This is a genomic window from Streptomyces sp. NPDC099050 (assembly GCF_044759865.1).
Taxonomy (GTDB): Bacteria; Actinomycetota; Actinomycetes; order Streptomycetales; family Streptomycetaceae; genus Streptomyces.
Genome location: NZ_JBIWAE010000002.1, coordinates 354,741 through 366,411, shown reverse-complemented (window position 1 = coordinate 366,411; position 11,671 = coordinate 354,741). Strand labels below are relative to the sequence as shown.

Annotated in this window: 12 protein-coding genes, 1 tRNA gene and 1 pseudogene; 6 read left to right on the top strand and 8 right to left on the bottom strand. The window is 73.8% G+C overall.

What is annotated here, in order from left to right; all coding sequences use genetic code 11:
- Positions 1–16: 16 nt before the first annotated feature.
- The gene (locus ACIQV3_RS04660; protein WP_403709714.1) at positions 17–367 is read right to left on the bottom strand and encodes a hypothetical protein; all 351 of its coding nucleotides are present in this window, start codon (positions 365–367) and stop codon (positions 17–19) included.
- A gap of 66 nt (positions 368–433) precedes the next feature.
- Between ACIQV3_RS04660 and ACIQV3_RS04655 the strand changes: the two genes are divergently transcribed.
- Positions 434–508, top strand: a tRNA-Asp gene (locus ACIQV3_RS04655).
- A gap of 10 nt (positions 509–518) precedes the next feature.
- Here the strand turns inward: ACIQV3_RS04655 and ACIQV3_RS04650 are convergent.
- From ACIQV3_RS04650 to ACIQV3_RS04640, 3 genes are read right to left on the bottom strand one after another with little or no spacing between them, the layout of a single operon-like run.
- Positions 519–1,436: an alpha/beta hydrolase gene (locus ACIQV3_RS04650; protein ID WP_403709712.1), complete on the bottom strand. Its 918-nt coding sequence runs from the start codon at positions 1,434–1,436 to the stop codon at positions 519–521.
- Positions 1,433–2,200, bottom strand: coding sequence for an SDR family NAD(P)-dependent oxidoreductase (locus ACIQV3_RS04645; RefSeq protein ID WP_403709710.1), 768 nt, complete (start codon positions 2,198–2,200; stop codon positions 1,433–1,435). The genes ACIQV3_RS04650 and ACIQV3_RS04645 overlap by 4 nt, the downstream gene beginning before the upstream one ends.
- Positions 2,201–2,203: 3 nt before the next feature.
- Entirely contained in the window at positions 2,204–3,334 is a 1,131-nt protein-coding gene (locus ACIQV3_RS04640) for an LLM class flavin-dependent oxidoreductase (RefSeq protein ID WP_403709708.1), read from the bottom strand.
- Positions 3,335–3,450: 116 nt separating this feature from the next.
- Between ACIQV3_RS04640 and ACIQV3_RS04635 the strand changes: the two genes are divergently transcribed.
- Positions 3,451–4,098, top strand: a complete 648-nt coding sequence (locus tag ACIQV3_RS04635; RefSeq protein WP_403710150.1) for a helix-turn-helix transcriptional regulator — start codon at positions 3,451–3,453, stop codon at positions 4,096–4,098.
- 47 nt (positions 4,099–4,145) lie between these two features.
- On the opposite strand, the pseudogene ACIQV3_RS04630 reads toward ACIQV3_RS04635, so the two are convergent.
- Positions 4,146–4,535: pseudogene (locus tag ACIQV3_RS04630) on the bottom strand (flavin reductase family protein); the annotation flags it as partial.
- Between the two features lie 126 nt (positions 4,536–4,661).
- Here ACIQV3_RS04630 and ACIQV3_RS04625 point away from each other — a divergent pair.
- Genes ACIQV3_RS04625 through ACIQV3_RS04610 form a run of 4 tightly spaced genes read left to right on the top strand, consistent with a single transcriptional unit; the run spans position 4,662 to position 8,775 of the window.
- The gene (locus tag ACIQV3_RS04625; RefSeq protein ID WP_403709706.1) at positions 4,662–6,338 is read left to right on the top strand and encodes a FadD3 family acyl-CoA ligase; all 1,677 of its coding nucleotides are present in this window, start codon (positions 4,662–4,664) and stop codon (positions 6,336–6,338) included.
- The gene (locus ACIQV3_RS04620) at positions 6,335–7,492 is read left to right on the top strand and encodes an acyl-CoA dehydrogenase family protein (protein ID WP_403709704.1); all 1,158 of its coding nucleotides are present in this window, start codon (positions 6,335–6,337) and stop codon (positions 7,490–7,492) included. Before ACIQV3_RS04625 ends, ACIQV3_RS04620 begins: the two co-directional genes overlap by 4 nt.
- Positions 7,489–8,217, top strand: coding sequence for a VWA domain-containing protein (locus ACIQV3_RS04615; RefSeq protein WP_403709702.1), 729 nt, complete (start codon positions 7,489–7,491; stop codon positions 8,215–8,217). The genes ACIQV3_RS04620 and ACIQV3_RS04615 overlap by 4 nt, the downstream gene beginning before the upstream one ends.
- 36 nt (positions 8,218–8,253) lie before the next feature.
- The gene (locus tag ACIQV3_RS04610; RefSeq protein WP_266909528.1) at positions 8,254–8,775 is read left to right on the top strand and encodes a pyridoxamine 5'-phosphate oxidase family protein; all 522 of its coding nucleotides are present in this window, start codon (positions 8,254–8,256) and stop codon (positions 8,773–8,775) included.
- Between the two features lie 8 nt (positions 8,776–8,783).
- On the opposite strand, the gene ACIQV3_RS04605 is transcribed toward ACIQV3_RS04610, so the two are convergent.
- The 3 genes from ACIQV3_RS04605 to ACIQV3_RS04595 all read right to left on the bottom strand — a co-directional run bounded on the left by ACIQV3_RS04605 (position 8,784) and on the right by ACIQV3_RS04595 (position 11,645).
- Complete coding sequence (locus ACIQV3_RS04605; RefSeq protein WP_403709700.1) at positions 8,784–10,232, bottom strand: DUF1906 domain-containing protein; 1,449 nt, start codon at positions 10,230–10,232, stop codon at positions 8,784–8,786.
- 124 nt (positions 10,233–10,356) lie between these two features.
- Positions 10,357–11,442, bottom strand: a complete 1,086-nt coding sequence (locus ACIQV3_RS04600; RefSeq protein WP_403709698.1) for a hypothetical protein — start codon at positions 11,440–11,442, stop codon at positions 10,357–10,359.
- Positions 11,439–11,645 carry a hypothetical protein gene (locus ACIQV3_RS04595; RefSeq protein WP_403710148.1) on the bottom strand — a complete coding sequence of 69 codons (207 nt, stop codon included), beginning with the start codon at positions 11,643–11,645 and terminating at the stop codon, positions 11,439–11,441. The genes ACIQV3_RS04600 and ACIQV3_RS04595 overlap by 4 nt, the downstream gene beginning before the upstream one ends.
- Between the last annotated feature and the right edge of the window lie 26 nt (positions 11,646–11,671).

The window sequence follows — 11,671 nt, the reverse complement described above, 5'->3', positions numbered from 1 at the left end:
GAGCACGGACCGATGCTCACGTGCGGCGCCCCCGCACGGGGGCCGGCCCCCGGCGCGAGAGGCGGGTCAGGGAGACCGTCTGGGTCAGGGCCAGGACGCCGGTCAGGACCTGCCAGAGGAGGGCCGGGTCGGCTTCGTCCAGGGCGCGGGCCGCGCACAGCGCGATCGCCACCGCGCCCAGCGCCAGCACGACCCGGTGGACGAAGCCGGCCTCGGTGCCGTGCGGCAGTCCCGACACGAGGGCGACCAGGCCGAGCATGACCGGCAGCCAGTGCGGCTGGAAGCCTCGCATCAGCAGCGCGGCGGCGAACTCCGCTGCCAGGGCGAGGGAGTTGCGCGCCAGGGCCCCCGGGACCGATATCGACATGCGCACATCATGCCGGGGATATTCGGGTGCGCACCCGCCGGGCCGTGCCTAGGATCCACCGCAAGGGCTGGGTCGTAGCACAGAGGTAGTGCGCCTACACATCATGGAGGAGGACGCCGGTTCGAATCCGGCCGCCCAGCCCCCTCCTCCTCTACGGCGTTCCCGTCGCCGCCACCCACGCCCCCGCCGCCCCGATCGCCGAGGCCGCGGCCGTCAGCGGCAGGCCGAGGAAGCCGTGGAAGACCCCGGGGACCAGGTGGATCCCGCAGTCGACTCCGGCCCCGCCCAGCCGGCGCCCGTAGGCCAGGCCCTCGTCCCGCAGGACGTCGCAGTCGGCCAGCACCAGCAGCGTGCGCGGCAGCCCCGAGAGGTCGGGGGCGCGCAGCGGGGAGACGTGGGGGTGGTCCGGGTCGCCGCCGTACTGGTCCCAGTACCAGGCCATGTGCGCGGCCGTGTGGAAGTACCCCCGCGCGAACTCCGCCACCGAGGGGTGCTCCATCGAGGCGTCCAGCGGCGGGTAGAACAGGAGTTGGCCGGCGATGAGTTCGGGGGCCCGCAGGGCCGTGACGGCCGCGAGGTTGCCTCCGCTGGAGTCCCCGGCGACGACCAGCCGCGCGGGGTCGCAGCCCAGTACGGCCGCCCTCGCCCGGGCCCACAGGAGCACCGTCAGCGCGTCGTCGGGCGCGGCCGGCCAGGGGTGTTCGGGCGCGAGCCGGTAGTCCGCGGAGACCACCACCGCGCCCGAGGCCACGGCCAGGGCCCGGCACAGCGCGTCATGGGTGTCCAGGCCGCACATCACCCAGCCCCCGCCGTGGAAGAACACCGTCAGCGGGCGGCCCCCGCCACCGCCCGGCGCCGGGTCGTAGATCCGTACGGGGACCCCGTCCGCGTCGGCATCCCGTACGGAGGCCACCACCGCGCCGCCGCCCGCGGAGCCGGAGGCGGCCGCGCGCAGGGCGGCCGGGTCCCCCGGTCCGGGGAAGACCGCCGCCATGGCGTCGCACAGCCGGCGGGCCGCCGGGGACAGCCGGTCGGCGCCGCTCATCGGGCCGTTCTTCGGGCCGCTCATCGCGCCGTCATCCCGCCGTCGACCGTGAACTCCGCGCCCGTGATGTACGAGGACCCGTCCGAGCAGAGGAAGAGGACCAGCTCCGCGACCTCCTCGGGCCGCCCGATCCGCCCCAGTGGCAGGTGCGACCAGTCCCGTCCCGCGACGGCCTCGCTGACCATCGGGGTGTCGATCGCCCCCGGGTGCACGGAGTTGATCCGGATCCGGTCCCCCGCCAGGTCCAGCGCGGCCGACTTGGTCAGCCCGCGCAGGGCGAACTTGCTGGAGCCGTACGCCGCGTGGCCCGGGATGCCGACCAGCCCGGCGGTGGAGGAGACGTTGACGATCGAGCCGCCTCCGCCTGCGCGCAGCACCGGGGCCACGGCCTGGATGCCGAGGAACGGTCCGAGGAGGTTGACCCGGAGCAGGGCTTCGAAGTCCTCCAGGCCCTGGCGCTCCACGTGGGCCGTGCGCCACAGCGCGGCGTTGTTGACCAGCGCGGAGACCGTGCCGAAGGCGCGTACGGCCTCGCGGACCACCTCCGCCCAGCTGTCGGCGTCGGCCACGTCGTGGCGCACGTAGAGCCCCTGGTCGCCGAGCGGGGCGGCGACCTCGCGGCCCTCCTCCTCCCGGATGTCGGTGACCACGACCCGCGCTCCGGCCTCGGCGCACAGCCGGGCCTCGGCCGCGCCCTGGCCGCGTCCGGCGCCGGTGATGACGACGACCTTGCCGTCGAGGGAGAGCGAGAGGGGGTGGGAGCGGGGGAGGGAGCGGGGGACGGTCACGGCTCAGCCCTCCAGGGCGCGGAAGTGCGGGATGACGACCTCGCCCCACTGGCGGATGGTCTCCATGCAGGCCTCCTGGGGGACGGTGCCCATCTGGATCAGGCACATGACCTCGTCGACGCCGATCTCGCGCAGCTGCTCGACGTAGGCGATGGCCGTCCGGGCGTCGCCGTAGGCATGCTCGGCGTTGTAGGTGCCGGTGTCTACGGGGCGGGCCGGGATGTTCGCCCCGTGGAGCTTGGCGACCAGCTCCTCGCGGCCCCGGTCCAGGGCCGCCACGTGCTCCTCGGCGGTCTCGTCCTCGGAGTAGCCGGTGGGTTCGGGGGCGTTGCCGTACCAGTGGGCGATGGACTCGGCGAAGAAGCGCTGGCCCCGGGTGCCCAGGCGCAGGGCGCGTTCGGCGTCGTCGAGGACGATGGTGGGGCAGAGCGCGGAGAGGTGGTCGTTGACCTCGGTGGAGACGAAGCGGTCGCCGGTGCGGGTCGCGATGGCCTCGTCGTAGACCTTGCGCATGGCGCGCACGTCGTCGGCGCCGGCGAAGCCCATGACGAGGGCCCCGATGCCCAGTTCGGCGGCGAGCTTGAGGGTGTCGTGCTTGGAGCAGGCCATGAAGAGCGGCGGGTGCGGGTCCTGGACCGGCCGGGGCAGGATCGCGCCGGGGCCGATGTCGATGGAGCCGTGCCACTCGAACTTCTCCTCGCGCCAGGCGGAGGAGAAGATCCGCAGCGCCTCTTCCATCTGCGGGTAGGTGTTCTCGGGGCGGACCCCGTACATGGACATCTCCTGGCGGGTGGCGCCGCGGCCGGCGCCGATGTCCACGCGGCCGCCGGAGAGCACGTCGAGCATGGCGGCGCGTTCGGCCACGCGCACGGGGTGCTGGTAGCCGAAGGGCATGGTGACGACGCCGTGGCCGATGCGGATCTTCTCGGTCCGGGCGGCGACCCAGGTCAGGAAGATCTCGGAGGCGCTCATGTGGGCGTACTGGGTGAGGGCGTGGTGCTCCACGGCCCAGATCCGGTCGAAGCCCATCTCCTCGGCGAACACGGCCTGTTCGACGCAGTCGTGGATGACCTGGCGCTCGCGTTCGGGCGTCGGGTCGACGAGCTGCGCCTCGAAGATCATCGAGAACTTCACGGGGGACCTCCCAGCCGTGCGCTGCGCACGGCACGTCGGTGATGTATTTCGAATAGGAATACTTCTAGCAGTCATACCGGGCCGGGGGAAGGGCTGCCGCGAAGACCGGTCGTAGACTGCGCTGCGTGACCAACGAGGCGGCAGAAGAGACGAACGGGCGCACGCTCCCCGCGACCAGCTGGGCGGTGCTCGGGCTGCTCTCCTTCGGGGAGGAGCTCTCCGGTTACGACCTGAAGAAGTGGTCGGACTGGTCGCTGCGCTTCTTCTACTGGAGCCCGTCCTTCAGCCAGATCTACAGCGAGCTCAAGCGGCTGGAGAAGGCCGGCTACGCCTCTTCGCGGATGGTCGCCCAGGAGACCGGCACCCGCGACAAGCGGGTGTACCGGATCACGGACGAGGGCATGACGGCCGTACGGCGCTGGGCGCGCGAGGCGCCCGTCGACCCGCCGGTGCTCAAGCACGGACCGATGCTGCGGCTGTGGCTCGGCCACCTGCTGGAGCCGGAGCAGATGCGCGAAGTCCTCGTACAGCACCAGGAGTTCGCGGAGAAGATGCGGCGGCGCGCGGTGGCCGACGCGGACGGGGCCCGGGAAGAGGCCTCGTGGGCGTACCCGACGCTCACCCTCAAGTGGGCCGAGCGGTACTACGCCTCGGAGCGCGACCTGGCGGCGGCCATGCTCGACGACATCGCCGCGCTGGAGAGCGGGCGCACCCTGGCCCCCTCGCCGGACCCGGCGCCGGGCAAGCCCGGCAAGCGCCCGTAGGTGCGCCGGAAGTAGAGCAGCGGCGCGCCCTCGCGGTGCGCCGTCAGGGCGGTGACCCGGCCCAGCGCGATGGCGTGGTCGCCGCCGTCCAGGACGGCCTCCAGATCGCACTCGACGGTGGCGAGGACCCCGTCCAGCAGGGGCGCGCCGTTGCCGCCGGCCCGCCAGGGGACCCCGGTGAACTTGTCGCCCCCGGTGACGGCGAAGCGGCGGCACAGTTCCTGCTGGTCGGCGGCGAGGATGTTGACGGCGAAGGCCCCCGCCGCCTGGATCCGGGGCCAGGTGGAGGACGTGCGCGCCGGGCAGAAGCACACCAGCGGCGGGTCCAGAGACACGGACGAGAAGGACTGGACGGCCATCCCGGCGGGACGGCCGCCGGCTCCGCGTGCCGTGATGACGGCAACGCCGGTGCAGAAGCTGGACAGGACCGACTTCATGTCGGACATGGCTTCCTCCCTCATGAGAACCCTCCCTGATTATTCCTACTAGGTATACGCCTAACCGAAACACCTGTGATTGGATACCGCCCACGCTCGCTCGTCAAGTAGGGAGGGTCCGATCCGATGCCACCACCCCCGCCCCGGTCAGAGGCACAGCCACAACCGCAGCCGCAGCCGCCCGCCACGCTCGCCCGGCTCCCCGCGTACGCCGCCGCCGCGTACGGGGAGCGCGAGGCGCTCGCCGACGGAGAGGTCCGCTGGACCTTCGCCCGCCTCGCCGCCGAGATCTCCGCGGCCGCCCGCGCCGCCATCGCCCACGGCGTCCGCCCCGGCGACCGGGTCGCCGTCTGGGCCCCCAACAGCCGCCGGTGGATCACCGCCGCCCTGGGCGCCGTCGGCGCCGGAGCGGTCCTCGTACCGGTCAACACCCGCTACAAGCCCGCCGAGGCCGCCGACATCATCCGGCGCAGCGGGGCCCGCGTGCTGCTCACCGAGCGCGGGTTCCTCGGTACCGACTACGCCCGTGACCTGCACGCCTCCGGCGAGGACCTCGGGGCGCTCGCCTCGACGGTGATCCTGCGCGACGAACACGAGGGACACGAGGGACGCCGCCGACGCGGCGGACACGAGGACACGGGTCCCGGCGGCCCGCCCGGGAGCGTCTCCTGGGAGGCCTACCTGCGCGCCGGCGAGGCCGTCCCCGACGCCGAGCGGGCCGCGCGCGCCGGCGCCGTACGCCCCGATGACCTCAGCGACATCCTCTACACCTCCGGCACCACCGGCCGTTCCAAGGGCGTCATGACCACCCACGGCCAGACCCTGCGGCTCTACGCCTCCTGGTCCGGCCTCGTCGGCCTGCGCCCCGGCGACCGCTACCTGCTGGTGAACCCCTTCTTCCACACCTTCGGTTACAAGGCCGGGGTGCTCGCCTGCCTGCTGCGCGGGGTCACCATGCTCCCCGAGGCCGTCTACGACACCGACCGCATCCTGCGCCGCATGGCCGCCGAGCGCGTGACCTGCCTGATGGGCCCGCCGACCGTGTTCCACGGCCTGATCCGCCACCCGGCCCGGGCCGCGCACGACCTGTCCGCGCTGCGCCTGGCCGGCACCGGAGCCGCCTCGGTGCCCACCTCGCTCGTCGAGAAGATCCGCGGCGAACTGGGGGCGCCCGAGGTGTTCACCGCGTACGGGCTCACCGAGTCCGGCGGGGTCGTGTCCGTCTGCCCCACCGACGCCGACGCCTGGACCCTCGCGCACACCGTCGGCCCGCCGCTGCCGGACACCGCGGTACGGATCACCGACCCGCTCGGCGCGGTACTGCCCGCCGGGGAGCCGGGCGAGGTGCAGGTCCGCGGCTACCACGTCACCCCCGGCTACCTGGACGATCCGGCGAGCACCGCCGAAGCCGTCCTGCCCGGCGGCTGGCTGCGCACCGGCGACATCGGCGTGCTCGACGGGCGGGGCTACCTCGCGATCACCGACCGACTGAAGGACATGTACGTGGTCGGCGGCTTCAACGCCTACCCGGCGGAGGTGGAGAACGTGCTGCTGACCCACCCCGCCATCACCGACGCGGCGGTCGTCGGCGCCCCCGACGAGCGGCTCGGCGAGGTCGGGGTGGCCTACGTCGTCACCACCGGGCCGGTCACCTCCGCGGAGCTGACCGCCTGGACCCGGGAACGACTGGCCAACTTCAAGGTGCCGCGCCGGTTCACCCGGCTGGAGGAGCTCCCGCGCAACGCGGGCGGCAAGCTGCTGAAGACGGAGCTGCGCCGCACGGCGCGAGGGGAGTCGGCATGAGGCCGCTGGAGCCGACCGGCGAACAGGAGGAACTCCGCGACGCGGTACGGGCCGTCCTGGCCCGCCACCCCGGCCACACGGCCTGGGCTCCGCTGACGGCGCGGATCGGGGTGGCCGCGCTGGCGGTCCCCGAGGAGTACGGCGGGCTCGGCTGCGGTCCGGCCGAGGTCGGGGTGGTCATGGCGGAGTTGGGGCGCGCGCTGAGCCCCGTACCGTACCTGGGTTCGGCGGTGCTGACCGTGGCGGCCCTGCTCGCGTCCGGCGACCGCGAGGCCTGCGCGAAGCACCTGCCGCACCTGGCGGAGGGCACGGCCGTGGGAGCCCTGGCCTGGGCGGAGACCCCGGACGGGCGACCCGACGGGCGACCCGACGGGCGGCCGGACGGCGGCTGGGAGGCGGACGCCCTGTCCGCCCGGGCCGAGCCCGCCGGGGCGCACTGGCTGCTCACGGGCACGAAGCGGTACGTCCTGGCGGGCCCGGCCGAACCGTCCCTGCTGCTGGCGTTCGCCCGGCTGGACGGCGCCGCCGGCACGGACCCGGGCCGCCTCGGGCTGTTCGAACTCCTCGCCGCGCCGGCGGCCTTCACCGTACGGTCCACGATGGACCGCACCCGGCCCCTCGCGGAGCTCACCCTGGACCGGACCCCGGCCCGGCTGCTCTCGGCCGACGGCGCCGGGGTCCTCGCCCGGGTCCGGGACCTGGCCTGTACGGCGCTCGCCGCCGAGCAGGTGGGGGCGGCCGCGCGGGCACTGGAGGTGACGGTCCGGTACGCGAAGGACCGGGTGCAGTTCGGGCGGCCCATCGGCTCCTTCCAGGCCGTCAAACACCGGCTCGCCGACCTGCACACCGCGGTGGAGGGCGCCCGCTCGCTCGCCCTCGCGGCGGCCGCCGCCGACGCGGCCCCGGACCTGGCGGCCGCCGCCAAGTCGGCCTGCTCGGAGGCGTACGCGTACGTGGCGGCCGAGATGATCCAGCTGCACGGCGGCATCGGCATCACCTGGGAGCACGAGGCGCACGAGTACTTCAAGCGGGCCCACGGCTCGGCCCTGCTCTTCGGCTCCCCCGCCGCACACCGTGAACGGCTGGCGTCCCGGCTGGGGTTCCTCCCGAACGACGGCGTGGGGACCGCGCGCTGCCGTAGCCTCGGCCCATGACCGGCAGCGCGATAGACCTCCGGAAGATCGAACGGACCGCTCCGGCGCTCGTGAGCCTCTACAAAAGCGCCGGGGTCTCACTCCGCAAACACGGCCTGGAGGGCGGACGCGCCGCGGTCTACCTCGTCCTCGATTACTCCGGCTCGATGCGCCCGTACTACGAGGACGGCAGCGTGCAGGCCCTCGCCGACCAGGTACTTGGGCTGTCGGCCCACCTGGACGACGACGCTCGCGTACCCGTCGTGTTCTTCTCCACGGAGGTCGACGCGCTGGAGGAGATCTCCCTGGCCGGCCACGAGGGGCGCGTCACCGCGATCGCAGCAGGCCTCGGCCACATGGGCAAGACGGCTTACCACGCGGCGATGGACGCGGTGATCGATCACTACCTGGATTCGGGGTCGTCCGCCCCGGCATTCGTCGTCTTCCAGACCGACGGCGGCCCCACCAGTAAGACGGCCGCCGAGAAGTACCTGTGCAAGGCGGCCCGGCTGCCGCTCTTCTGGCAGTTCGTCGGCTTCGGAAACACCCGCAGCTCGCAGTTCGACTTCCTGCGACGGCTGGACGAACTGCCTGTCCCGGCCAAACGGGTCGTGGACAACGCGGGCTACTTCCACGCCGGCCCCGACCCGCGGGCCGTCACTGACTCGGAGTTGTACGACCGGTTGCTCGGAGAGTTCCCAGCATGGCTGGCCGCGGCCCGGGCGGCGGGAATCGTGCGCGCCTGAGCGGCGGTTGTCACCGCCTCGCGCTTTGATGGGGCTATGACGACGAACAACTGGGCCGTATTCGAAAAGGCGGAACCGGACTTCGCGGCGGCCGTGCAGGCCCGCTTCGCACAGTTCCCGCACCACGTCCTGGCGACCCTGCGCAAGGACGGCTCGCCGCGCGCGACCGGGCTGAACGTCGAGATCCGCGGCGGCGAGCTGTGGCTGGGCATGATGCCGGGTTCGATGAAGGGCAAGGACCTGCGGCGCGACGGACGCTTCGCCCTGCACACCAACCCGGGCGCGGGCGAGACGATGCCCGACGGGGACGTACGGATCTCCGGGCGCGCGGTGGAGATCGTGGAGCAGCCCGAGCTCCACCGGTACGCGGAGGAGGCCGAGGAGAACGACACCCCGCACCCCTTCGACCTGTTCCGCGCCGAGCTGACCGAGGTGGTGCACGTCGGCGTCGAGGGCGACGACCTGGTGGTCCGCTCGTGGACCCCGGAGCACGGACTGCGCACCCTGCGCCGGGGCAACGACGACGAGCCGGCCCGCGAGGAGCCCGCGGCCGGCTGAGCTTCGGATCAGGTCCTGGCAGGGGTCCGGGGCAGGACGTCCGCCAGGATCCCGGGCGGGGTCTTGGCGGGGGCCTTCGGGTTCTTGGCGGGGGCCTTGGAGGTCTTGGCGGGGGCCTTGGAGGTCTTGGGCGTCTTGCCCGGGGCCTTCGGAGTCTTCGGAGCCTTCGCCGGGGCCGGGGCCTTCACGGCCGGGGCGCCGACTTCCAGCCAGCTCCGGTCGATGTTGAGCGTCACGTCCCCGTACGTGGCGTCGTGGTCCCCGCGGAACTGGTGGGCGCGGCGGCCCCCCGTCCACTGGCCGGTCCCGGCGGGGAGTCCCAGGTCGGCGTCGGTGACCGAGGCCGCCCCGTTCCAGCGGGCCACCCACAGCACGTCGGGCATGGCGTCCGGGGCCTGGGCGTAGTGGGCGCTCAGCGCCTTGGCCCCGGAGCTCGCGGAGACGTAGGCGGCGGCCCCGTAGCCCAGTTCGTGCAGGCGGACCGTCCAGGCGGTGAGGTAGGCGACGACCGGGGCGTCCCAGGTGGCCCGGTCGGTGTAGTTCTCCAGATCGTTGTAGAGGACCGTGCCCTCGGCCATGCCCAGTGCCGCGGCCGCGTGGGCCGCGCCCTCGGCCTCGGCCCGGCCCTGTTCGTTGGCCTCCGAGGGGTCGGTGGAGAGCCCCGTGGAGGAACTGTTCCAGGGCTGGGGCCCGACCCAGATCGGCATGAGGTGCCAGCCCGCCTCGGCCTGCCGGCTCACCCATCCGGCGGTGAGCTGCGGCTGGGCGCAGGCGCGGGCGCGGCCGCCGATGTAGACGCCGACGGCGCCGAAGGGCGACTCGGCCCGCCAGGCGTTCATGGTGCGCTGGGTGGGGGCGGTGCAGGCGTCGAACCCCTCGCCGGTGAAGGGTGCCTGGACGGTGGTGCGGGAACCCCCGCCGACCACGCCGACCGGATCGGCGGGGACCGGGCCGGGGGCGGCCGGGGGCGTGAGGGCGCGGGCCCGGGTGAGGACGGCGCGGACGGCCTCGGGGGTGGACGCGTAGGAGACGGTGGCCATCACCCCGGCGCGGCGCAGGGCGTAGCGGATCTCGTTGCTGTCGCCCCGGACCTTGGGCAGCGGGTCTCCCCCGTCGCCTCCGACGGTGGGGATGTCGGCGCGCGCCGGGGCCCCGTCGAGCGGCTCCAGGTGCAGGGTGTCGGAACGGGGGGCCGCGGCGCGGGCGGCCGCGCATTCGCCCTGGCCGCCGGCGTGCCCGAGGTAGAGGGTGGGCAGGTCGAGGCGCAGGCAGGCCTCGGGGTTGCGGTCGAGGTCGACGACCCGCCAGTCGGCGGGGACGGTGAGGCGCATCCCGCGGTAGTCGACGGTGCGACCGTCGGCGCCGGTGCCGGTGCGGCTCTCCGCGGCCCCGAGCGGGACGGGAGCGAGCAGCGCGGCGCCCAGGAGACAGCTCAACATCATGTGGGAGGGGAGCATGTGACCCACTGTTACCAGACGGCCCGGGGGTTGACGCAGAGGCACGAGAGCCCGCGGTCACCTGTTGACGGGACGGCCGCACCGCACCGCGGACGCGCCCCTCGCTCCCCCTCCCCAGTCCCCCCTACTCCTGTTCCCGGAAGGCGGGCAGGGCGAAGATCCGCTCCTTCCCGGTCTCCTCCATGAGCTCGACGAGCGGCAGCACCAGCTCCCACAGGTCCTGCTTGTCGACCTCCCGTACGAGTCCTTCGAGCTCCGCGTCGCCCAGCCCGGCGGCGGCATCGGCCACCACCTTGCGCGCCTCCTCGGGCAGTACGCCGACCAGCGGCAGGAAGGCGCCCCAGAGCGCGGTCGCCACGACGGCCCGTACCACTCCGGCCAGCACGAGCGGATCCCGCAGGGACTCCAGCCGGGCCACCGCGAGCCGGTCCTCCTCGCCGAGCAGCGCCACGAGCGGGAGCAGGGACTCCCACAGCCCCTCGGCGTGCGTCACCCGTACGAGCGAGTCGAGTTCGGCGGCGTCGAGGCGGGCGGTGAGCTCGGCGATCCGCAGCCGCTGGTCGCCGCCGACCATCGCGGCGACGCCGAGGGCCTCCTCCCAGAGCCCCTCGGCGGCGGCGGCCCGTACGACCGCGCCGAGGCGGTCGTCGCCCATGAGCTCCAGGATCCGGGGCAGCCGCTCGGGCAGATCCACGTAGAAGCCGGCGCGCAGCACCGCCGCGTCGTCGACCTGGTCGAGGATCCGGCGGAGCACCTGGTCCCGTATGTGGCCGACGAACCGGCCCATGGTGAGGTGGTCGCGGTTCTCGGCGAGGGTGGTGGCGATGCGTACGACGAGCCCCTCGTCGAGGCGGTCGACGATTCCGGAGATCTTCCGGGGGTCCAGGTGTCCGCAGGCCTCGGCCGTGAAGGAGACGGGGAGCTTCTCGATGATGGCGGCGGCCCGGCCCGCCTCCAGCCGGCCGGCCACGCCGGCGGCCAGCCGGGGCCCGAGGGCCTTCTGCGAGATGGCGGCCGCGATCCCGGCCGGCACCAGTTTGGTCGCCGCGGCGATCCGGTCGAGCATCTCGGGCGCGCCGTCGTTCAGTACGCCGCTGACCTGCTCGCGGAACGCCCGTACGTCCTCGTCCGGCAGCCCGCGCAGGAAGCCGAGGTCTCCGGCGTCCGTGCCCACCAGCCGGGCGATCTTCTCCACTTCGGCGCGGCTCACCGGAACAGCACCTTGCGCACGGCCCCGCGCGCGAGGGCCGGGACCAGTCCCAGCGCCTCCTCGGCGGCCTGGTTCAGCCCTTCGGCCTGCCGCGCCCGCTCCGCCTTGAGCGCCTCGGCGAGCCGTACGAGCTCCCCGGCGTCCAGCTCCGCGAACGACGCGGGAGGCCGGGCTCCCGCCAACTCCCTGCTCAAACAGCCCATTTCCTCATCTGTACGCACGGGACGAC

Coding starts and splice junctions, on each gene's coding strand:
- ACIQV3_RS04660 (WP_403709714.1), bottom strand. CDS start 367: ATGTCGATATCGGTCCCGGGGGCCCTGGCGCGCAACTCCCTCGCCCTG.
- ACIQV3_RS04650 (WP_403709712.1), bottom strand. CDS start 1,436: ATGAGCGGCCCGAAGAACGGCCCGATGAGCGGCGCCGACCGGCTGTCC.
- ACIQV3_RS04625 (WP_403709706.1), top strand. CDS start 4,662: ATGCCACCACCCCCGCCCCGGTCAGAGGCACAGCCACAACCGCAGCCG.
- ACIQV3_RS04620 (WP_403709704.1), top strand. CDS start 6,335: ATGAGGCCGCTGGAGCCGACCGGCGAACAGGAGGAACTCCGCGACGCG.
- ACIQV3_RS04615 (WP_403709702.1), top strand. CDS start 7,489: ATGACCGGCAGCGCGATAGACCTCCGGAAGATCGAACGGACCGCTCCG.
- ACIQV3_RS04610 (WP_266909528.1), top strand. CDS start 8,254: ATGACGACGAACAACTGGGCCGTATTCGAAAAGGCGGAACCGGACTTC.
- ACIQV3_RS04605 (WP_403709700.1), bottom strand. CDS start 10,232: ATGCTCCCCTCCCACATGATGTTGAGCTGTCTCCTGGGCGCCGCGCTG.
- ACIQV3_RS04595 (WP_403710148.1), bottom strand. CDS start 11,645: ATGGGCTGTTTGAGCAGGGAGTTGGCGGGAGCCCGGCCTCCCGCGTCG.